The following is a 20,825-nucleotide window of genomic DNA, read 5'->3' on the forward strand; positions in this document are numbered from 1 at the left end:
GCCGCTACTGCGCTGGCATCACGCCCTCACCCCGTTACACGCTGGTTCGCGTTCCCGGGGTTTGTTCATTCGCCGTCATGCTGCAACGCGGGTGACTTTGGGTCATTAATAATATATTTGCGAATCACAAATCTTCCGGCCACGGGAAGTGTGCCGCCGTCAGTGCTGGCGTACCGTAATAGCTGGCTAACGCATCGATAAAGCGAGCCGGACGTGCCGGGATACCCTGCTCAAAATAGGTGATCACCTGAGCATGGACCTTGCGCTGGAACGCGATGCGGTCGGGTTCACAATCGCCTTCGAGGTTGTCACAACTGACATTGAAGGGGAAGCCTGCCGCGACACAGAACAACCATTCCAGCGCCTGTGGCTTGACTTCCACTGATTCGAACTGACTTTGCGTTTGCGCATCCCGCCCATCCGGGCAGTACCAATAACCAAAATCCACCAGCTTGCGACGCGCTTCACCGGCAATACACCAGTGAGAAATTTCGTGCAGCGCGCTGGCGTAGAAACCGTGAGCAAACACCACGCGGTTCCACGGTGATTCCTCATCCGCTGGAAGATAAATAGGTTCGTCATCGCCTTTAATTAGACGGGTCTGAAAGTCTTCAACAAAGCAGCCATCAAAAATATCCACCAGCTGCTGGTAATGATGTTCTGTACTCATAATATTTTAATCTTTAAAAAAATTAGCGCCATTGTCGCATTGGCAGCCGTTCTTGACGAGTACTGCTTTACAGCGTGGCTATCCACGCCAGCAACGCGCTGCCATGACTATCCCACAATAATTTGGCGCTCATCACGGCGGATACAGTCACCACCATCGGGCGGATCAGCTTCTGACCCCGGCTCAGCACCAGTCTGGCGCCGATACGCGCACCCACGAATGCGCCAATCAACATGATCACGCCTGTGCCCCACACCACCTTTCCGCCGAACATAAAGAACAGCAGACTGCCGAAATTGGAGGTGAAATTTAGGACTTTGGCGTGGGCGGTGGCCTTGGCAAGATTGAAGCCACTTAGCGTCACAAACGCCAATGCATAGAATGAACCGGCACCCGGACCAAAAAAGCCGTCGTAAAAACCGACGCAACCACCGCCGACCAGCGCAAAAGCGATCCCCTGCAGGCGATGTTCACGATCCGACTCGCCCAGCCGCGGCATCAGCAGGAACCATAAACCGATGCTGATCAGCAGGAGCGGCAGAATTTGTCGCAGCACCTCCGCCTGAATATGCTGAATCAGAACCGTGCCACAGACTGCGCCGATAAAGGTCATGGCAATGTTCAGTCGCTGTTCACGCAGTTTCACCGCGCCGCGACGCACAAAATAGAGGCTGGCAGAGAAAGATCCGCCTACCGACTGCAACTTATTGGTGGCTAAAGCCTGAGCAGGAGAGAGCCCCGCAGCGAGTAATGAAGGAACGGTGAGTAAGCCACCACCGCCGGCGATGGAGTCGATAAACGCTGCCAGCACCGCAACCAGAAACAACACGCCCAGCAACAGTGGGCTAACAACAAATAGGTCCATTTTTTTCTCGTAAAGTTAACCCGACCGTTAATATTGCAGGCTGGGCATCCGTGCTCTCTCCTGGTCTCACAAACATCCGTGCCTGGGAGAGAGAACGTTGCCAATGCTGCTGCAACAGGAAGCGTCAAGGCTAGAGTAAATGACGATCTAATAATGCCTGACAGGATGGCGGCAACGGCGGCGGCGTTTTCTTCACAGGCGGCGTGCTACCCGGTTTTTTCGGCAGGAACCAACTGTCTAACTCTGCGCCACAACCATCACCCGGCGGCGGTGCTGCCTGATCTTCGCACTCCAGACTGCCAGCCGGACAGCGCAGACGCACGTGCATGTGGGCACGATGGGCAAACCACGGGCGCACTTTATTCAGCCATGCACGATCGCTTCCAGCATCTGCACAAAGCTGCTTTTTAATCGCCGGATTGACGAAGATGCGCGTTACTTCGTCATCTTTCGCCGCCAGCTTGATCAGGCTGGCAATCCGCGGCTGCCAATGACGTGCAATCACTTGCTTATCATCCGGTGCCACCAAATCCAGCGGCTGTGGCTTCAGCAGTTGCTGCGCCGTCCAGCGATTTTGCGGCAGCTGCAACCAGATATCGACATCCAACCCGGTTTGATGGCTGGCATGCCCACTGCTGAAGCGCCCGCCGGCCGCCATGCCCATATCACCAATTAACACTTGCCCCAGCTGCAACTGATGCACCTGGGTACTAAGACGTTGAATAAAAGCAATCAGATCGGGATGGCCGTAATAACGCCGCTGATCCTGGCGCATGACCTGATAGTTAGGTGAATTGAGAGGCAATTGCTGTGCACCGACAATACAGCCGTTGGCAAACCCGCCAATCGACTGTGGGCTGCCAGCAATCGGCTGATGAATTTGCTGCCAGGGCGTGGCAGCAAAGGCAGCCGCACTGCACAACAGCGCGGCAACGATAGTGAGCAGGCGGCGCATCAGTGACTTACCAGCGCGGAACGCTGCTGTTGACGTCACCGTTCTGCGCACGCTGACGCAGCAGGTGATCCATCAACACAATCGCCATCATCGCTTCGGCAATGGGCACCGCACGAATGCCCACGCAAGGATCGTGGCGACCTTTAGTAATCATCTCCACTTCTTCGCCCTCACGCGTGATGGTTTTACCCGGCACGGTGATGCTGGAAGTGGGTTTCATTGCCAGATTCGCACTGATGGTCTGGCCGCTGCTGATGCCACCCAAAATGCCACCCGCGTGGTTGCTCTGGAAACCGTCAGCACGAATCTCATCACGATGCTGGCTACCGCGCTGGTTAATCACCGCGAAACCGTCACCGATTTCCACGCCTTTTACCGCGTTGATGCTCATCAACGCATGAGCCAAATCGGCATCCAGACGATCAAATACCGGCTCGCCCAGTCCCGGTGGCACGTTTTCCGCCATCACCGTGACTTTGGCACCGATCGAGTCACCCTCTTTCTTTAGGCCGCGCATCAGTTCGTCCAGCGCATCCAGCTTCGAGGCATCCGGGCAGAAGAACGGGTTCTCTTCAACGATGTTCCAGTCTTTCAGCTCGCAGGCCACATCACCAATCTGTGCCAGATAGCCACGCACCTGAATACCGTGCTTCATTTGCAGATATTTTTTGGCAATCGCACCCGCAGCCACGCGCATCGCGGTTTCGCGCGCTGAGGAGCGCCCACCACCGCGATAGTCGCGCAGGCCATATTTTTGTTCGTAGGTGTAATCCGCATGGCCGGGGCGGAACAGATCTTTGATTGCGCCGTAATCTTGCGAACGCTGGTCAGTATTTTCAATCAGCAGGCCGATAGAGGTGCCCGTGGTGACGCCCTCAAACACGCCGGACAAAATTTTCACCTGATCCGGTTCGCGGCGCTGTGTGGTGTAGCGCGACGTCCCCGGGCGGCGGCGATCGAGATCGTGCTGAATATCCGCTTCCGTGAGCGGAATGCCTGGCGGCACACCATCAACGATGCAGCCCAGCGCAATACCATGCGACTCGCCAAAGGTGGTCACGCGAAAAACTTGTCCAATGCTGTTACCGGCCATTGTGGTTCCTTGTTGCGATGTTGCGGGCGATGTTTCGCCCCATTTTTTTAGTCTTTGTAGAAGGAGAAGTGATGCTGAGCCGCGACGATCTGCTCGCGCGTCAGCATAAACACACCGTCACCGCCGTTATTGAACTCCAGCCAGGTAAACGGCACATCCGGGTACTGATCCATCATATGCACCATGCTGTTGCCCACTTCGCAAATCAGCACGCCCTGCTCACTCAGATAATCCGGCGCACAGGCGAGAATTCGGCGCACCAGTTTCAGACCATCACTGCCTGCTGCCAGGCCCAGTTCCGGTTCATGGCGATATTCATTCGGCAGATCGTCCATATCTTCCGCATCCACGTACGGTGGATTGGTGACGATCAGATCGTATTTCACCTGCGGCAGGCCGCGGAACAGATCGGCGCGAATGGGCGTAACGTGATGGATAAGGCCATGTTCTTCAATATTTTGCTCAGCCACCGCCAGTGCATCCGTGGAGATATCCACCGCGTCGACTTCCGCTTCCGGGAAGGCGTAAGCGCAGGCAATCGCGATGCAGCCGCTGCCGGTACACATGTCGAGAATGTGATGCGGTTGTTCACCGATCAGTCCGGCAAAGCGGTTTTCAATCAGCTCGCCAATCGGTGAACGTGGCACTAACACGCGTTCATCGACATAGAACTCGTGACCACAGAACCAGGCTTTATGGGTGAGATAGGCCACTGGAATGCGCTCGTTTACGCGACGAATCACACGTTCAACAATGCGGTGACGCTCGCTGGCCGTCAGGCGCGCATTGCGCATATCTTCGGGGATATCCAGCGGCAGCCAGAGCGTAGGCAGAACCAGTTGGACTGCTTCGTCCCAGGGATTATCCGTGCCGTGGCCGTACCAAATGCCTGCCGCCGAAAAACGGCTGACAGCCCAGCGCAGCATATCCTGAATGGTGTGCAGTTCACTCACTGCCTCATCGACGAAAATCTTGTCCACGTAGCCCTCCGCAGGCCTTAAAATCAATCGGCCGATAGTGTGCCACGAAGCCGGGCAGAATTCAGCGCAGCAAGGCGAAAAAGCTGACATTTGTTAACGCTAAGCGTTAAGGTATGCCACCGGCTGTTAACCAGCCCTTTAACCCTATTTTGAGCCATGAGTAAGAAGACGCCCCTAAACCAGGACGATCAGGCGCTGTTTCGTGAGTTGATGAGCGGAACGCGTAAGCTGAAACAAGACACTATCGTGCACAAACCGGTAGTGAAAACCCGCGAAGTCCCGCTGAAAAGATTACTTTCCGAGCAGGCCGATAACAGTCACTACTTCTCAGATGAGTTTCAGCCTTTACTCTCCAGCGAGGGGCCGATGCGTTATGTGCGCGCGGATGTCAGTCATTACGAGCTGAAGAAATTGCGACGCGGCGATTACACGCCGGAGATTTTTCTCGATCTTCATGGTTTAAGACAGCAGCAGGCCAAACAGGAGCTGGGGGCGCTCATTGCCGCCTGCCGCCGTGAACACCTGTTTTGTGCCAGCGTGATGACCGGGCACGGTAAGCATATCCTCAAGCAGCAAACACCGCTGTGGCTGGCGCAACATCCGCACGTCATGGCATTTCATCAGGCACCGAAGCTGTTTGGCGGTGATGCCGCTCTGCTGGTGTTGATTGAAGTTGAAGAGTGGCAACCGCCGGAACTGCCTTAGCCCTAAAAAGGAAAGGGCCGCATAAGGCGGCCCATAGAGATCTCACGCACGGCGAGTTTACATTGCTTTAGCCAGTTTTGACGGGCTGACCTGCCACTCCAGTTTGCCTTCACAGGCCTCTGCATCAAAATTCACGCAGGCAATTGCCGACGTAGCGAACATCGGAGGCGCTTCCTGCGGGCAGAGCTCTGAAACCAGATAGCCCACCAGCGGCAGATGCGAAATCACTAAAGCTGATTTAACACCCTGCTGCGCCAGCGCCTGCAGATAACAGGCCACCATGCCCGGATCGCCACCCGGCGTCAGTTCTGGCAGCACATCCTGCCCTTCTGGCAGCTTCAGTGCCTCGCGTACCGTGGCGAGCGTCTGCTCTGCACGAAGATAAGGGCTGACTAATACCCTTTCAATATCCAGCGCCTGGCCGTTTAGCCAGCTCGCCATCTGGCGCGATTCGTCACAGCCACAGATTGTGAGTGGGCGTACTGAATCACTCGCTGCTTCCAGAGCTGCATCGCCATGACGCATGATAAAAACTTGCATAAAGCACCGCTGTTGTTTGTCGATATCGTCGGGTACCACAGCACCAGACGCTTCATTCTGCGAATGAACGCTGTGTTTTACCCCAATGGCTTCAGTATAGTCAACCGGTTGTTTATTAAATAAGCACATCTCAGAATGGTGCCGCACCACCTTCTTCATGGCACCATAACTAACCCGCTGAATCTGTGCGCCTATTCAAATTTGTGCAGAAGTGTAAAAATTCGTTTGCGCTTCTGACATTGCCATTAAAGCGTCACAGGGCGCGAAACGATCGCCATGTTGCTGCATTAATGCACGTAATGTATTGACGATTTCGCTGACGCCGCGTTGATCCATATAGCGGAACGGCCCGCCAAGAAAAGGCGGGAAGCCGATGCCAAATACCGCCGCGATATCACCATCCCGAGCATTGCGCACCACAGACTCGTCCAGACAGCGTGCGGCCTCATTCAGCATCATCATCACGCAGCGTTGTGCAATCTGTTCTTCGCTCTGCTTTGCCTGCGGCTTGACGTTAATCAGGCTATAAATTGAGTCATCGACTTTGCGTTTTCCCGGCCAGCGAGCCGCGTTGTAAAGGTAAAATCCTTTCTGGTTTTTACGCCCTTTGCGGCCATCGGCCAGGATGGCATTCACCGCATCGGGTGCGCTGAAACGCTCGCCATAAGCCTGCAGCAAAATCGGACTGATTTTGCTGCCGACATCAATGCCAACTTCATCCAGTAACTGTAACGGCCCGACCGGAAAACCGAACTTCACTAACGCACGATCGATATGCTCCACCGGCTCCCCTTCCAGCAAGCAGCGCATGGCTTCATTTATATAGGGCGCGAGGATGCGATTGACGTAAAAACCGGGTTTATCGGCCACTACCACCGCTGTTTTACCCTGCTGGCGCGCTAGCTGCACCGTGGTCGCTAGCGTTTCTGCCGACGTCCCCACATGCGGAATCACTTCCACCAGCGGCATTTTGTCCACCGGACTGAAATAGTGCAGGCCAATGACGTTCTCGGGACGCTGCGCGTTGACGGCAATATCGCCAATCGGTAACGAGGAGGTGTTGGAAGCAAAGATGGTATGCGGCTGGCAATGACTTTCGATATCCGCCACCATCTGCTGCTTCAGGGTTAAATCCTCAAAAACCGCCTCAATCACCAAATCGCGCTGGCTGAACCCCTGATAATCGATACCGCCGCTGATACGCGCCATCTGTTGCTGACGCTCAGCCGGTTTAAGCTGACGCCGTTTCACTTTTTGGCTCAGCAGGTCCCAGCTATATTGCAATGCGTGGTTCACACCATTGAGATTGACGTCTTTAATCCTTACTGGCAAACCGGCTTTCAGCGCCGTCACACTGGCAATGCCACCGCCCATTAATCCGCCACCGAGCACGCCGATGTGTTGCAATGTGCGTGGTTCAGCCTCGGCCACGGCGTCTTTCTTCATCGCGGTCGATGCAAAAAACAGACTGCGCAGCGCCGCGGATTCCGGTGTCATCGCCAGCTGGCCAAAGGCACGCGCTTCCGCTGCATGCCCGGCATCGCTGCCCTGCTCCAGACCCGTGCGCACCACATGCAGAATGCGATCCGCCGCAGGGTAATTGCCCTGCGTTTTGCTGTCGGTTTGACGTTTTGCCATCGCGAATAACAGCGAGCGTGCCAGTGGCGCCTGCATCAGGCGGTCACGACGTGACAGCTCACGGCGAACGATCTTTCCTTTATGCACACGTGCAATCGCCGTTTCCAGCAAGATGGATTGTGGCACCGCATCATCAACGACACCCAGTTTCAACGCCTGTTTAGCACGCAGCTGTTTACCACTCAGGATCAGCGGTAGCGCTTGCGGCACACCAATCAGTTTTGGCAGGCGCTGCGTCCCGCCTGAGCCAGGTAACAGACCCAACTGCACTTCCGGCAGGCCCAAGCGGGTTTTATCATCCAGCGTGCAGATGCGTGCGCTGCAGGCCAGCGCCAACTCCAGCCCGCCGCCAAGACAGGCACCGTGGATTGCCGCAACCACCGGGAAGGGCAATGCCGCGATCTGCGCCATCACCTCTTGCCCCTGTCGCGCCAGGGCTTCCGCTTCTTCTGCCGTCTGACAATCCGCGATCATGCTGATATCTGCACCGGCAACAAAGTTATCGCTTTTGCCAGAGATCAATACCAATCCCGCCAATCTGGGATTGCTGCGCGCTTCAGCCAGCACCGCTTTTATTTGTGGGACAAACTCCGCTTTTAACGTGTTCATCTTTTCGCCCGGCACGTCGATGGTGATGATGCCGACATGATCGAGGCGCATATGTAAATGGAATGCAGATGCACTCATTATTCGGCCTCCAGAACCATTGCACTGCCTAATCCGCCTGCTGCACAGGCGGTTACCAAGCCCAATCCCCCGCCGCGCCGCCGCAGTTCATGCAACGTTTGGGTGATCATGCGCGCGCCAGTGGCAGCAAACGGATGGCCGTAAGCAATGGAGCCGCCCAGCACATTGAAACGTTCTTCATTGACTTCACCCAAGGCATGCGGGCGATTCAGTACCTCGCGCGCAAAACGCTCATCGCGGAACATTTTCAGGTTCGCCAGCGTCTGCGCAGCAAAGGCTTCGTGCATATCGATTAACGTGAGGTCATTGAGCGTGATACCCGCGCGATCCAGCGCCAGCGGCGAGGCGTAAGCAGGACCCAGCAACATGTCCTGCCAGACATCAATCGCGGTAAACGCGTAGCTGCGCAGATAGCCGATCGGGGTAATCCCCAGCTCACGTGCGCGGCCTTCACGCATCAAAATCACTGCGGCGGCGCCATCCGTTAGCGGTGTGCTGTTGGCTGCCGTGACAGAACCGTGGTGGCGATCAAAAGCTGATCGCAGCCTGGCGTAATCGCTGGCGCTGGCGTTAAAGCGAATGTTGTTATCCTGCTCGATCGGTGCTTTCCATGGCGGTACAAAGGCAGTCATCACTTCCTGCGCCAGCACGCCTGATTGCCAGGCACGCGCTGCATGCTGATGTGAGCGCAACGCCAGGGTGTCTTGCTGCTCACGCGTGATGCCATGGGTTTTCGCCATCTGCTCGGCGGTATCCCCCATACGTAAACCCGTGGAATACTCCGCCACCGCAGGAGGCACCGGTAGCAAATCACGGGGGCGCAGGCGGCGTAGAATTTGCAGCTTTTTGCTAAAGGTTCGCGCTTTGTTGAGATCGACCAGCGCGCGCGCCAGCGTTTTACTGACGCCAATGGGCAGTACCGATGAGGAGTCTGCGCCACCGGCAATACCTGCATCAATGGTGCCCGCCATCAGGCTTTCCGCCACATTCGCCACCGCCTGAAAACTGGTGGCACAGGCACGACTGACACTGTAAGCATCGGTGTGAACGCTCAATCCGCTGCTCAGCACGATTTCGCGCGCAATATTAGGCGCTTCCGGCATCTGCACCACCTGGCCGAATACCAGCTGGTCAATAACGTCTACCGATAACTCGCTGCGTGCCATCAGTTCTGACACCACCATGCGTCCCAACTCCAGCGCGGAAATGCCATGAAAATCACTCGCCTGACGAGCGAAAGGCGTGCGTAATCCATGGGTTATGGCGATACGTTCGCTCTGACGCGTCAGCAGCGGCTGCGCTTTGCTCATTGCACTCACCTGTAATTTACGACCGTAGCATCATTGCCAAACAGGTCTGACCTGATCATCAGTGTTAACCAGGTGTCGCTAAGTCGCCAATAACAGAAGAAAAAAAGTGCGAGGGAAGACACGAAAAAGAGAAAACGCTGCCGGAAGGGCTTCCGGCAGCGACAGGATTAGCGTAAGCCGAGTTGAAAAATGAGGGTCTCAGCCTGGCAGGCAAAAGTGAAATCAACATTCAGGCGTATGCCTGGCGCTTCTTCAACGAACTCGGCTTGAATCACGCAAGGCTCGGATTCAACCTGACGCGCTTTGTCCGTCAGGTGCTTCAGCATCGCTTCAGCCGCATGACGATCGGCAAAAGCGCCAGACCAGCTCGCCGTGCAATCGGTATTGTCCATTACGGTGCCAACATCTACGCAGCAGCAAGCCGCCGTTTCCGTGGCACTGCATTTTTTAATGGCATCAGTCATTGTTTTCTCCTGACGATAAATAGACACAATCGGATCATTTTCTGACACAAAGTGTACGCCCCGCGCGGCCTGGCTTCTATCTCTCAGCGGCTAAGTGACGAATATCACACTAAAAATTGATCCAGAACAAATTTGACCGCTATGCTAGATGGGCATCGACAAGATTTTGTTAAGCAGATCTGATTTTATCGATCAAATCGGAAATATTTAAAAAACATTATTGCAACAAATACACAGGTCAGACCTATACTCGTCGCACTGGTCTGATATGTGCCTTTGTCATCAGTCCCTACAATCCGCCGTCCTTTGTTACGCGACGTAACAACGTTTAATAATAAATCCAGATGAGGTTGTGGTCATGAACCATAAGAACCTGTTTGCAAAGTCAGCTGTGGCAGCTGCAGTGGCGCTTATTTCTTCCCAAGTTTACGCCGCAGGCTTTCAACTTAATGAATTCTCAGCAATTGGTTTAGGTCGTGCTTATTCGGGTGAAGGTGCGATGGGCGATACCGCCGCATCTGCCAGTCGTAACCCGGCGACCATGGCATTGATGGATCGCCCTTCTTTCTCCATCGGTACCGTTTATATTGATCCGGAAGTTGATATCAGCGGCCAGAGCCCAACCGGCAACAGCCTGAATGCGAAAAACATCGCACCGAATCAGTGGATCCCTAACCTCCATTATGTTCATCCGATTAACGATCAGTGGTGGGTAGGCGCATCCGTCACCTCTAACTATGGTCTGGCGACAGAGTTCAATGACGGTTACACCGCTGGCGGCTACGGTGGTAAAACCGACCTGATGACAGGTAACTTTAACCTTAGCACGGCTTATCGTTTGAATGAGCACTTCAGCTTTGGTGTTGGCTTTGATGCGGTTTACGCTAAAGCAAAAATCGAACGTTATGCGGGTGAAGCAGGCGCTCGCGTCGGCATGCCAGCTGATACTCAGGTTGCCCACCTGAAAGGTGATGAATGGGGCTACGGCTGGAACGCCGGTATCCTGTATGAAGTGGATAAAAACAACCGCTTCGGCTTCACCTATCGTTCAGAAGTAAAAATCGATTTTGACGGCGATTATAAGAGCAGCATTCCAACCGCTTACAACGGTACACCGCAGGCGATTGCCTTAGGACTGCCATACGGCACCAGCGGCCAAACCATTCCGGGTTCACTCACGCTGAACCTGCCAGAGATGTGGGAAGTGTCGGGCTGGCATAAAGTGGCACCACAGTGGGCCGTTCACTACAGCCTGACCTATACCAGCTGGAGCCAGTTCCAGGAACTGAAGGCCACGGGCAGCAACGGCCAGACGCTGTTCTATAAGGATGAAGGCTTTAAAGATGCCTATCGCATCGCACTGGGTACCACTTACTTCTACGACGATAACTGGACCTTCCGTACCGGTATCGCATTTGATGACAGCCCGGTTCCCGCTGACAAACGCTCGATCTCAATTCCGGATCAGGACCGTCTGTGGTTGAGCGCCGGTGCTTCTTACGCCTTCAACGAAAATGCGTCAGTCGACCTTGGTATCTCTTACATGCACGGCCAGAAAGTCACCGTGAAAGAAGGCCCTTATACCTTTAACTCCGAGGGTAAAGCCTGGCTGTACGGCGCGAACTTTAACTACAAGTTCTGATGCTGCCAACAGTGTGAAAAACGGCGACAGAGATGTCGCCGTTTTTTATTGCGTTATCCTTTTGCTGGAGCCAGATCTTTCACATCCGCTGGGCTCTCCGCCATTTGCAGATGCAATCGCCGATGATGGTAAGGCGAGTTTTGCTTCACCACCTCCATGTTCAGCTCCACGCCTAACCCCGGTTCAGTAGAAGGAATGATGTAACCCTCTTCCCATTGAATCGGTTGTTTAAGGATGGTCGCATGGAAGCCATCCCAGGTTCCAATGCTCTCCTGGATAAGGAAGTTGGGCGTACAGGCTGCCAGTTGAATACTGGCAGCGGCACCAATCGGACCATTGTAGAGGTGCGGTGCCATCTGCGCGTAGTGCACTTCTGCCAGCGCAGCAATCTTCTTCGCTTCCAGTAATCCACCGACGCGCGCCACATTCATCTGTATGATGCTGGCCGCTCCAGCCTGCAGCAGTTGGTGGAATTCGTATTTGGTGGTGAGGCGCTCACCCGCCGCAATAGGAATGGAAGTGTGCCGCGCGACATCGCCCATCGCCTCGGGTTGTCCCGGCGGGACAGGTTCTTCAAACCACAGCGGATCGAACTTTTCCAGCCGCTTAGCCAGGCGAATGGCAGATGAAGGCACCATCTGCCCATGCGTGCCGAATAATAGATCGGCTTTGCTGCCCACTGCTTCGCGAATGCGCTTACAGAACAGCTCACAACGATCCAGCACTTCCAGCGAAAGCTGATGACCGGAGTAGGCAGTGTAAGGTCCGGCAGGATCAAACTTCACGGCGGTGAAGCCTTTCCTCACATTCTCGGCGGCGCACTCCGCCGCCAGATCTGGATCGTCATAGTCATATTCTCCTCGCGCATTGGTGGGATACAGATAGGTGTAGGAGCGTAAACGTGGCTGAACCAGACCACCAAGCAGTTGATACACCGGTTTGTTCGCCGCCTTACCGATAATATCCCAGCAGGCCATCTCAAGACCGCTCACCACGCCCATCATGGTGAGATCGGGCCTTTGGGTGAAACCACTTGAGTAGGTCTGGCGAAACAGCCGTTCTGTGTGATGCGGATCCTGATCTAACAGATAGCGTTCAAACACGTCCTGAATGATCGGCACCATGGCGTCCGGGTGAAACGTTGCAGCATAAATTTCTCCAACCCCCTCGATGCCGTCATCGGTCTTCAACTTCACAAACAGCCAATACATGCCACCCAAATGCGGTGGAGGGACGGCAACCACATGGGTTTCCATTGAGATAACTTTCATCAGGCTTCCTCTTTGATTTTAAAACGAACGTGTAAACGCCAGGCACCAAAAGCGCCGCATAGCGTTATAAAAACGATGTAGGCAAAGAAAAAACGGTATCCCGTCGCGCCTGGAAAATGCTGTGTGAGATAGCCGCTAAGCAGTGGAAGATAGATATCGGGTGAGTAGCCAATGACGGAAACTAAACCAATGGCTAAGCCGGTACAGTGAGGTGGGATATCGCAGCGATCGAGTAATGCCCAGTAAAGCCCGCGCACGGCATAAGCGAACATCCCCACCAACAGCACAAATGCAATTAACGCCCCATGCGGAATGCCCGATGGCAGTAAAATCAGCCCTGTGACGCCTAAAGCACCGCAAATCAGCACGCCACAAAGTACGCCAGCGCGCGAGATTTTATCCGCCAACCAGCCACCGCCAATGCCCCCAATCGGGCGCATCCACATTTTCCCTGCGGTAATAAATGCGGCCAGTGCCGCAGTGACACCATAATCAGATGTTCTTAAATACGCAGAGAAATTGTACGTTGACCAAAACAGCTGGTAGCCACAGAACACCACGCTGGCGAGGAGCCAAAGGTTAGGCTTGCCCGCGATGGTTTTAAAATCCTGCCACAGATTTCCCTGGCGAGTGGCTGCTCGCGGCTGAGCGTGCGTCACGGAAGGATCGCGGATAAACGCCAGGATGACGGCTAAAACCACGCACAGTGTGGCGTACATCAGGATCACATGGCGGAAGCCCGTTTGCTCCAACCCCTGAGACGCGTACCAGCCAAACAAAGCCACCGCGACCGTGGCGAGAGAAGCTTCGACCATGCCACGCCCGCCATCCAGTATGCCGAAAAACCTTCCGCGCTCATTAGACTGAGCAATGGCGCCCACACGCTTGATGACAGCGGACCAGAAGGTTAATCCTGTGGTGAGCCCCCAGCAGGCAAAGATCAACAGTAACAGCGGGAAAGGCGGTTGGCTGGCATAAAGAAAACCTAAGAGTCCGGTTGTGAAAAGGGAGAAACAGATCAGGATGCGCGGGGCAATGCGATCCGCCAGCCAACCACTGGGTAAATAACTCAATACAAATACGGTGCCAAGCATCGAGTAGAGCTGGCCAAGTTGCAGATCGTTGATGCTGAAATAGGCGATCAATGTCGGCTGATAATATTGGCGTAGATAGAGAAGTGGATAAATCGTCCCTGCCGCCAGAACCACTAGCATCAGCTGGAACCAGCGCTGGCCCACACTGAGTGTCATCTGAGCGCTTTCATGCTCGGGTATTGCCGTTTTCGTTGCGGTAGAAGTGCTGTCCGTCATGGCGATTCCTTGCTGAAGAAATGAAATAAAACACTGTTTTAATTCACTCTACGTTAGCGAGCAGGAAAATGATCAGCCAGTGGTATTGTTCACTTTGTTAAGTAATTGTGACATTAAACGTACTAAACGAAGGGAATTGGAATAGGACCAAAAATTACTGTGAAGCGATTCTAACTATGACTAATTAATCACAAATTAATACTAATTTGCTAAAAAAAATGGCGACACTTAAGGTCGCCATTTCAGGTCTGTCATGTTTGGCATTACTGTGAATCGATGTCCTTCAAGTCATCCTGAATCGCACTGGCGTTCGGATTCTCTTCCGGTTTTAACTTCCCGCCGTTGGCGAGGAAATCATTACGCTGGAAGTAGGCGTTGCGGATAAACGCATACGGATCCTGCTGCTGTTTCAGGATGGCATCGGAATCCAACAGCTGTGCACGTGTTTCCACACCTTCCAGTGTCCATTTACCAATCGACATCGGCCAGGTCAGCCAACTCAGCACCGGATAAAGCGTATCGACATAGTCGCCGCCATCCTGACGCACCGTGAAGCTGCCATAACCCGGCAGAACCACATAAGGACCATAGCCCACCCCGTAACGACCCAGAGTACTCCCGAAGTGGTGCGGAACTTCTCGCGCCAGTTCAGGATTCGCTTTGCCCGCCACATCGATAAATCCGCCCAAGCCCAATACGGTATTGAGGAAGAAACGCGTGAAGTGGATTCCTGCCTGGCGCGGTTCACCCACCAGAATCGAGTTCAGCATACTGGCAGGTTCATCCAGGTTGCCGAGGAAGTTGCTCATGCCACTGCGCGCAGGAACCGGCACATAGTCACGCCAGGCAACCGCCACCGGGCGCACCACATAAGGATCCAGCACGTTCATGTTGAAATTAAACATCGTGCGGTTAAAGCCTTCGAGCGGATCGCTACGCTGCGCAGGCTGCGTTGGATCGGCCGGTTTGGAACTGGCACATCCCACCAGCAGCAAGCTGGCCAGCGCCAGACCGGTCAGGCGGTTATTCATTCTTATCTCCCTGTGCGGTTGAATAATGTATCGCTTCAGGGCTGCTGTTGATTAATCTCCACAGCCAGTTGCTGATGACCATCCCAGGGGGTGAGCGCGCTTAAGCCAAACCAGTCTCCCGACTGAGGATTGGCGCTACCATCGCGCGAAATACGCACCCTGACCTGCACCTGATGCTGCGCCGAAAGCAGGCGATCGGGCATCATGGCGTTGCTGTCATCCAGCGTGAGCGATAACGGGAAATGGCTCAGCGGTAAACGCTTCACAGCCACAGGCACCGGTGAAACACCGTCAGACACAGAAATATACAACACTCCGCCTTGCGGTAACATTTTTTCTGCCTGCGAGGTTAAACTCACCGTCAATGCCAGGTGACTATTTTGCTGTCCCGCATCAGTTTTCGCTTGTTCAATGCTGCGCTCTATCATGGTAATGCGCTTGTCACCCGCGGGCAGAAGCTTCAGCATCACCTGCCAGGCGCCAATCGCTTGATCATATTGCTGCTGCTCAAAAGCATTAAATGCCAACAAGCTCAGGGTGCGCACGTTGCTATGGTCGCGTTTTAGCAGATCTTTCAGCATCACATTGGCCTGGCGGTTGTCCTGCGGATCGCTGGAGCGCGTCAGGACTTCGGCATAATCCTGCTGCAGTTCCAGATTATCAGGTGCCAGTTGCAATGCGCGCTGGAAGGCCTGGCTGGCATTGGTCGCGTTATTCAGCACCATGCCAAGGCGGCCCAGCATCGTCCAGTCATTGAGGTTTTGCGGATCGTCTTGCAATGAGGTGCGCAACCCTAATTGTAGGCGAGCCAACTCTTCCATGGTTAAGGGCGCCGCTTTGGGATCCATCACACGGGCACGCAACTGAGGGTATTCCTGCTGTACGCTAACCCAACCGGCCAGTTGCGCCAGTCCACCGGTCTTCAGGTAAAAGCCAACCGACACCAGCAACAATACAATCAAACCCGGCAATAGCACCCAACGGCTACTGTGATGGATGCGAGCCGCGTGCTCGTTTGGCACATCGGTGAGCAGCGTTTGTTGCAGTTCACGTACCATCTCGGGACGCTCAGCAACCACGCCTTCTTCTTCATCGCGTTCGAGTTCGCGCAGGCGCTGCTGGTAAAAATCGGTATTCAGGCGATCGCGATCGCCGCTGCTGGCTTCACGTTGACGCCAGCCCGCGCGAAGAAACAGCACCGAGGCTGCCACCAGCAAAATAATCAGGGTAATCCAGAATCCAGTCATTACGGCTTCCCGTCACGCTTAAGAATCGCCGCAAGGCGTTGTTGTTCATCGTCATCGAGATCGCTACGGGTTTTCCCCCGGCGATTGCGCAGAATAATAATCAAGCCGCCCAGCACCACAAACAGCGCCGGCCCCACCCACAAAATCAGCGTTGAAGGGGTAACCGGGGGTTCATAAGTGACGAAGTTGCCGTAGCGCGCCACCATGTAGTCGATGATCTGCTGGCGACTTTGGCCCTGCTTCATCAGCTCATACACTTTCAGACGCATGTCTGCGGCAATCATCGCATTGGAGTCGGCAATGCTGTTGTTCTGACACTTAGGGCAACGCAGTGAACCGGTGAGATCGCGGTACTGCTCTTCCTGCTGTACCGAATCGAACTGGTAAGTATCAATGGCAGCCCACAGGCTGGTGCTGAGCAGAATGCCCGCTATTAACAGAAGCAGCCGTTTCACGCACCGGCCCCCTTGCTGTATTTATCCCACAGCGGTTTCACTTCTTCGTTCCACACGCGATCATTCATATCCCCCGCATGGCGATAACGAATAATACCGTGGCCGTCGATCAGGAAGGTTTCCGGCGCACCGTAGACGCCGAGATCCAGACCTAACATGCCGTCACCGTCATACAGGCTCAGCGCGTACGGGTTGCCCAGCGTGTTCAGCCAGGTGACCGCTTTGGTGCGATCATCTTTGTAGTTCAGCCCAACGACGCGAATGCCCTTCTCGGCCAGCGTGTTGAGATACTGATGCTCAGCACGGCATGTCGGGCACCAGGTGGCCCAGACATTGAGCAGGATCGGTTTGCCGTCGGTCAGAACCTGCTGATCGTAGATTTTGCCCGGCTTATTGAGCGCTTCCAGTTTGAAAACCGGTACCGGCTTACCAATCAGCGCCGACTCCAGACGCGTGGGATCATCACCATTAGCGTTGCGAGACAGCTGCCACAACAGCGCGGCCGCCAGCAGCAGAAACAGCACTAACGGGATGAACAGGATTTTCTTACTCATGCCGGCTCCTCCTGCTGCGCTTTTTTGCGCGAACGATAACGCGGGTCCAGCAGGCACAATAGGCCGCCGACCGCCATAAACACGCCGCCGAACCAAATCCAGCGCACGAACGGTTTGTAATAGATGCGCACCGCCCATGAACCGTCATCCAGCTCTTCGCCCAATGCCGCGTAGAGATCGCGAGTGAAGCCACCGCTGATTGCCGCTTCGGTCATCATGGTGCGAGCTGCGGTATAGAACCGCTTTTCAGCATGCAGTACCGCTTCAAATTTTCCGTCACGCGTCACATCGATAATGGCAACACCGCCGCTGTAGTTCGGCCCCTGCAAGTTGTGTACATCGCGGAAAATGAAGTGATAGTTGTGGATATCCACGGTATCGCCCGATTTCATGCGCACATCGCGCTCAACGCTGTACTGCGTGCTAAAAGCGATACCCACCACCGTTACGGCAACGCCTAAATGACCCAGCACCATGCCCCAATGGCTGCGGGTTAAATGACGCAGACCTTTGAAGAAACTGTGGCGATGGGTCGCGCGCTCGTGCAGTTCCATCAGCGTCAGCAGAATCACCCAGATCGCCATCAACAGGCCAATCACCGTCATCGCTTCTATGCGGTCCTGCAGCAGCCATGGCAGCGCGATCGATAAGATCAGTGTGACCAGCAAGCCGACACCAAGCCGTTTCCACAGTTTCTGCGGCTCATCGCGACGCCAGCGCACCAGTGGCCCAATGCCGAGCATCAGGGCAAACGGTGCCATCAGCCAGGTAAACATGGTATTGAAGAACGGTTCGCCGACAGAAATACTGCCCAGTCCCAACTGCTTATGGACTAACGGCAACAGCGTGCCCAGCAGCACCACCAGCATGGCCGCAATTAACAGAACGTTATTACCCAACAGGAAGGATTCGCGTGACCAGGCTTCGCTCTGCACACGGCTGCGCACCTTGCCACCTTTGATGGCATAAAGCAGCAGCGAGCTACCAATCACGATCACCAGGAAGGCGAGAATGAACATGCCGCGCGCCGGGTCGGAAGCAAACGAGTGCACTGACACCAGCACGCCTGAGCGCACCAGGAAAGTGCCCAGCAGGCTTAATGAGAATGCCGTGATCGCCAGCAGCACCGTCCAGGATTTGAAGCTACCCCGTTTTTCTGTCACCGCCAGTGAATGCATCAACGCCGTACCGGCCAGCCAAGGCATGAACGAAGCATTCTCGACCGGATCCCAGAACCACCAGCCGCCCCAGCCCAGTTCGTAATAGGCCCACGCCGAACCGAGCACGATGCCAATGGTCAGGAAAACCCAGGCTGCGGTCGTCCACGGGCGTGACCAGCGCGCCCATGCGGTATCGAGACGCCCTGCCATCAATGACGCAATAGCAAACGCAAATGCCACCGAGAAACCGACATAACCCATGTAGAGCAGGGGCGGATGGAAAATCAGCCCGATATCCTGCAGCATCGGATTGAGGTCGCTGCCATCAACCGGGAAGTTCGGCAGGGTACGAGTAAACGGATTCGAGGTGAGCGTAATAAACAGCAGGAAGCCGAGATTGATCATCCCCATGACTGACAACACACGCGCCAGTGCATCCTGCGGCATACCGCGACTGAAAATCGCGACGGCTACCGTCCAGGTGCTGAGCAACAGCACCCACAGCAGCAGTGAACCTTCATGCGCGCCCCAGGTGGCCGCGATGCGATAGTAAACCGGCAGCAGGGTGTTGGAGTTGGTGGCGACATAGGCCACGCTGAAATCGTTAACGATGAACGCATGTACCAGCACCACGAAGGCGGCAACGATACAGGCGAACATGCCCCACGCCAGCGGGCGTGCCATCGCCATCAAACGTGCATCCTGACGGGTTGCGCCCCACAACGGATAAATACTTAATAGCAGCGCGAGTCCCAGCGCCAGGCAAAGCAGAAAGCTGCCAATTTCCGGCATCATGATTGAGCACCTGCCTGCTGATAAGTCGCTGCAGGTCCTGTGTGGTTTTTCTTCATCGCATCTTCAATTTCTGGCGGGGTGTATTTTTCGTCATGTTTTGCCAGCACTTCTTTGGCATTGACCAGGTTGCCGCTTTCCAGCACACCTTGCGCTACCACGCCCTGCCCTTCACGGAACAGGTCCGGCAAGATGCCTTCGTAACTTACGCTGATCACGCCGTTGGCGTCATACAACTTGAAAGAGACAGCCAGCGTTTTGGGGTCGCGTTTTACGCTGCCAGGCATCACCATGCCGCCGACGCGCAGACGTTGCCCGGTTTCCGGCATCTGATGCGCTTCGCCTTTGCCGTACAGAATTTCACTCGGGGTGTAAAACAGGTCAATGTTGGAACGCAGCGCGTACATCACCAGCGATGTGGCCAGGCCTAAGCCGACCAAAATCGCCACCACCACATACAGGCGGTTACGACGACGGATATTCACACGGTTTCTCCTGCTGCTTCACTGGCAGCTTTTTTCGACTTGGCCGCGCGAATGCGGCGCTCCCTGGATTGACGCTGGCGAATTTCTGCCAGCAAACGGCGGCGGAACAACAGGGTATGCAGCACCAGACCAAATAAAGGGATTAACGTGAGGATGACGGCGAGCCAGACATAGAAGGCATAGCCGCCCATGGTGAAGAAGTCGCTCCATGATGAGAAAGCCGGTGTCATGCTTTGCGCCCTCCCTGAGCCACATCGATCGCCCATGGACGATGGCGCTCGCTGAACAAAATCAGGTTACGCAGGCGCATCAGCGTCAGCGCGCCAAACACCAGCAGATAACCGAGAATGGCCCAGCGCAGCGGCGTCCGCATGCTCGGCGCAATCGCCTGCTGCAAAATGCCAGACGATCCCTGATGGAGGGTGTTCCACCACTGCACCGAGAAGTGGATGATGGGCAAGTTAACCACGCCCACCAGAATCAGGATACCTGCAGCGCGACCGGCGGTGCGACGATCCTCAAACGAGTGATAGAGCGCAATCACCCCCATATAGATGAACAGCAGCACCAGCTCCGAGGTTAGGCGGGCATCCCAAATCCACCAGGTGCCCCACATCGGTTTGCCCCAGGCAGAACCGGTGACCAGCGCGATAAAAGTAAATACTGCGCCAATCGGCGCCATCGCTGCGGAGACCAGATCCGCCATTTTCATTTGCCACACCAGGCCGATGAACGCGGCAATCGCCATAGAGGCGTAAACACCCATGGACCACATCGCCGCAGGCACGTGAATGTACATAATTCGGAAGCTGTTGCCCTGCTGATAATCGGCCGGTGCAAAGCCAAAGCCCCATACCCAGCCAAGTAGCAGCGTGGTGACGCCCAGCACTGCGAACCAGGGAATTAAGCGACCGCATAGCTGGTAAAGCCGCTCAGGCTTCGCCCACTGGTGTAACCATTTCCACATTTGC

General features: G+C 55.0%; 21 protein-coding genes. 2 read left to right on the plus strand and 19 right to left on the minus strand.

Annotated elements, in window-relative coordinates; translation table 11 throughout:
• Window positions 1–124: 124 nt before the first annotated feature.
• The 5 genes from VI01_RS00885 to prmB all read right to left on the minus strand — a co-directional run bounded on the left by VI01_RS00885 (window position 125) and on the right by prmB (window position 4,563).
• Window positions 125–670 (minus strand): elongation factor P hydroxylase, encoded by a 546-nt coding sequence (locus tag VI01_RS00885; protein ID WP_045813669.1) that lies wholly within the window; start codon window positions 668–670, stop codon window positions 125–127.
• Window positions 671–737: 67 nt separating this feature from the next.
• The gene (locus VI01_RS00890; protein ID WP_045813670.1) at window positions 738–1,535 is read right to left on the minus strand and encodes a sulfite exporter TauE/SafE family protein; all 798 of its coding nucleotides are present in this window, start codon (window positions 1,533–1,535) and stop codon (window positions 738–740) included.
• Between the two features lie 130 nt (window positions 1,536–1,665).
• On the minus strand, window positions 1,666–2,490 hold the full coding sequence (mepA, locus tag VI01_RS00895; RefSeq protein WP_045813671.1) for a penicillin-insensitive murein endopeptidase: 825 nt from the start codon (window positions 2,488–2,490) through the stop codon (window positions 1,666–1,668).
• Window positions 2,491–2,497: 7 nt separating this feature from the next.
• Window positions 2,498–3,583: a chorismate synthase gene (gene aroC / locus VI01_RS00900; protein WP_045813672.1), complete on the minus strand. Its 1,086-nt coding sequence runs from the start codon at window positions 3,581–3,583 to the stop codon at window positions 2,498–2,500.
• A gap of 47 nt (window positions 3,584–3,630) precedes the next feature.
• Window positions 3,631–4,563, minus strand: coding sequence for a 50S ribosomal protein L3 N(5)-glutamine methyltransferase (prmB, locus tag VI01_RS00905; RefSeq protein WP_045813673.1), 933 nt, complete (start codon window positions 4,561–4,563; stop codon window positions 3,631–3,633).
• A gap of 156 nt (window positions 4,564–4,719) precedes the next feature.
• On the opposite strand from prmB, the gene smrB reads away from it, so the two are divergent.
• Window positions 4,720–5,268 carry an endonuclease SmrB gene (smrB, locus tag VI01_RS00910; RefSeq protein ID WP_034825165.1) on the plus strand — a complete coding sequence of 183 codons (549 nt, stop codon included), beginning with the start codon at window positions 4,720–4,722 and terminating at the stop codon, window positions 5,266–5,268.
• A 57-nt stretch (window positions 5,269–5,325) separates the two neighbouring features.
• Here smrB and sixA read toward each other — a convergent pair whose 3' ends face one another.
• The 4 genes from sixA to VI01_RS00930 all read right to left on the minus strand — a co-directional run bounded on the left by sixA (window position 5,326) and on the right by VI01_RS00930 (window position 9,907).
• Window positions 5,326–5,808, minus strand: coding sequence for a phosphohistidine phosphatase SixA (sixA, locus tag VI01_RS00915; RefSeq protein WP_038649978.1), 483 nt, complete (start codon window positions 5,806–5,808; stop codon window positions 5,326–5,328).
• A gap of 195 nt (window positions 5,809–6,003) precedes the next feature.
• A complete protein-coding gene (gene fadJ / locus VI01_RS00920) occupies window positions 6,004–8,133 on the minus strand; it encodes a fatty acid oxidation complex subunit alpha FadJ (RefSeq protein WP_045813674.1) in 2,130 nt (709 codons plus the stop codon).
• On the minus strand, window positions 8,133–9,443 hold the full coding sequence (fadI, locus tag VI01_RS00925; protein WP_045813675.1) for an acetyl-CoA C-acyltransferase FadI: 1,311 nt from the start codon (window positions 9,441–9,443) through the stop codon (window positions 8,133–8,135). Before fadI ends, fadJ begins: the two co-directional genes overlap by 1 nt.
• A 167-nt stretch (window positions 9,444–9,610) precedes the next feature.
• On the minus strand, window positions 9,611–9,907 hold the full coding sequence (locus VI01_RS00930; protein WP_075564061.1) for a YfcZ/YiiS family protein: 297 nt from the start codon (window positions 9,905–9,907) through the stop codon (window positions 9,611–9,613).
• A 358-nt stretch (window positions 9,908–10,265) separates the two neighbouring features.
• Here VI01_RS00930 and fadL point away from each other — a divergent pair, with 358 nt between their 5' ends.
• Entirely contained in the window at window positions 10,266–11,549 is a 1,284-nt protein-coding gene (gene fadL / locus VI01_RS00935) for a long-chain fatty acid transporter FadL (protein ID WP_034825171.1), read from the plus strand.
• A 53-nt stretch (window positions 11,550–11,602) separates the two neighbouring features.
• Here the strand turns inward: fadL and VI01_RS00940 are convergent, their stop codons facing one another.
• The 10 genes from VI01_RS00940 to VI01_RS00985 all read right to left on the minus strand — a co-directional run bounded on the left by VI01_RS00940 (window position 11,603) and on the right by VI01_RS00985 (window position 20,821).
• Window positions 11,603–12,820, minus strand: a complete 1,218-nt coding sequence (locus tag VI01_RS00940) for a mandelate racemase/muconate lactonizing enzyme family protein (protein ID WP_045813676.1) — start codon at window positions 12,818–12,820, stop codon at window positions 11,603–11,605.
• Window positions 12,820–14,130, minus strand: coding sequence for a nitrate/nitrite transporter (locus VI01_RS00945; RefSeq protein WP_045813677.1), 1,311 nt, complete (start codon window positions 14,128–14,130; stop codon window positions 12,820–12,822). The genes VI01_RS00940 and VI01_RS00945 overlap by 1 nt, the downstream gene beginning before the upstream one ends.
• Window positions 14,131–14,393: 263 nt before the next feature.
• The gene (mlaA, locus tag VI01_RS00950) at window positions 14,394–15,161 is read right to left on the minus strand and encodes a phospholipid-binding lipoprotein MlaA (protein WP_045813678.1); all 768 of its coding nucleotides are present in this window, start codon (window positions 15,159–15,161) and stop codon (window positions 14,394–14,396) included.
• Between the two features lie 35 nt (window positions 15,162–15,196).
• Window positions 15,197–16,408, minus strand: a complete 1,212-nt coding sequence (gene ccmI / locus VI01_RS00955) for a c-type cytochrome biogenesis protein CcmI (RefSeq protein WP_045813679.1) — start codon at window positions 16,406–16,408, stop codon at window positions 15,197–15,199.
• Complete coding sequence (locus tag VI01_RS00960; protein WP_034825179.1) at window positions 16,408–16,863, minus strand: cytochrome c-type biogenesis protein; 456 nt, start codon at window positions 16,861–16,863, stop codon at window positions 16,408–16,410. The genes ccmI and VI01_RS00960 overlap by 1 nt, the downstream gene beginning before the upstream one ends.
• Window positions 16,860–17,417 carry a DsbE family thiol:disulfide interchange protein gene (locus tag VI01_RS00965; protein WP_045813680.1) on the minus strand — a complete coding sequence of 186 codons (558 nt, stop codon included), beginning with the start codon at window positions 17,415–17,417 and terminating at the stop codon, window positions 16,860–16,862. The genes VI01_RS00960 and VI01_RS00965 overlap by 4 nt, the downstream gene beginning before the upstream one ends.
• Window positions 17,414–19,372, minus strand: coding sequence for a heme lyase CcmF/NrfE family subunit (locus tag VI01_RS00970; protein WP_045813681.1), 1,959 nt, complete (start codon window positions 19,370–19,372; stop codon window positions 17,414–17,416). Before VI01_RS00970 ends, VI01_RS00965 begins: the two co-directional genes overlap by 4 nt.
• Window positions 19,369–19,854 carry a cytochrome c maturation protein CcmE gene (gene ccmE, locus VI01_RS00975; protein WP_034825185.1) on the minus strand — a complete coding sequence of 162 codons (486 nt, stop codon included), beginning with the start codon at window positions 19,852–19,854 and terminating at the stop codon, window positions 19,369–19,371. The genes VI01_RS00970 and ccmE overlap by 4 nt, the downstream gene beginning before the upstream one ends.
• Window positions 19,851–20,084: a heme exporter protein CcmD gene (gene ccmD / locus VI01_RS00980; RefSeq protein ID WP_045813682.1), complete on the minus strand. Its 234-nt coding sequence runs from the start codon at window positions 20,082–20,084 to the stop codon at window positions 19,851–19,853. The genes ccmE and ccmD overlap by 4 nt, the downstream gene beginning before the upstream one ends.
• Window positions 20,081–20,821 carry a heme ABC transporter permease gene (locus tag VI01_RS00985; RefSeq protein WP_045813697.1) on the minus strand — a complete coding sequence of 247 codons (741 nt, stop codon included), beginning with the start codon at window positions 20,819–20,821 and terminating at the stop codon, window positions 20,081–20,083. The genes ccmD and VI01_RS00985 overlap by 4 nt, the downstream gene beginning before the upstream one ends.
• Between the last annotated feature and the right edge of the window lie 4 nt (window positions 20,822–20,825).

The sequence above is a fragment of the Pantoea sp. SM3 genome (genome assembly GCF_000963995.1).
Classification (GTDB): domain Bacteria; phylum Pseudomonadota; class Gammaproteobacteria; order Enterobacterales; family Enterobacteriaceae; genus Pantoea; species Pantoea rwandensis_B.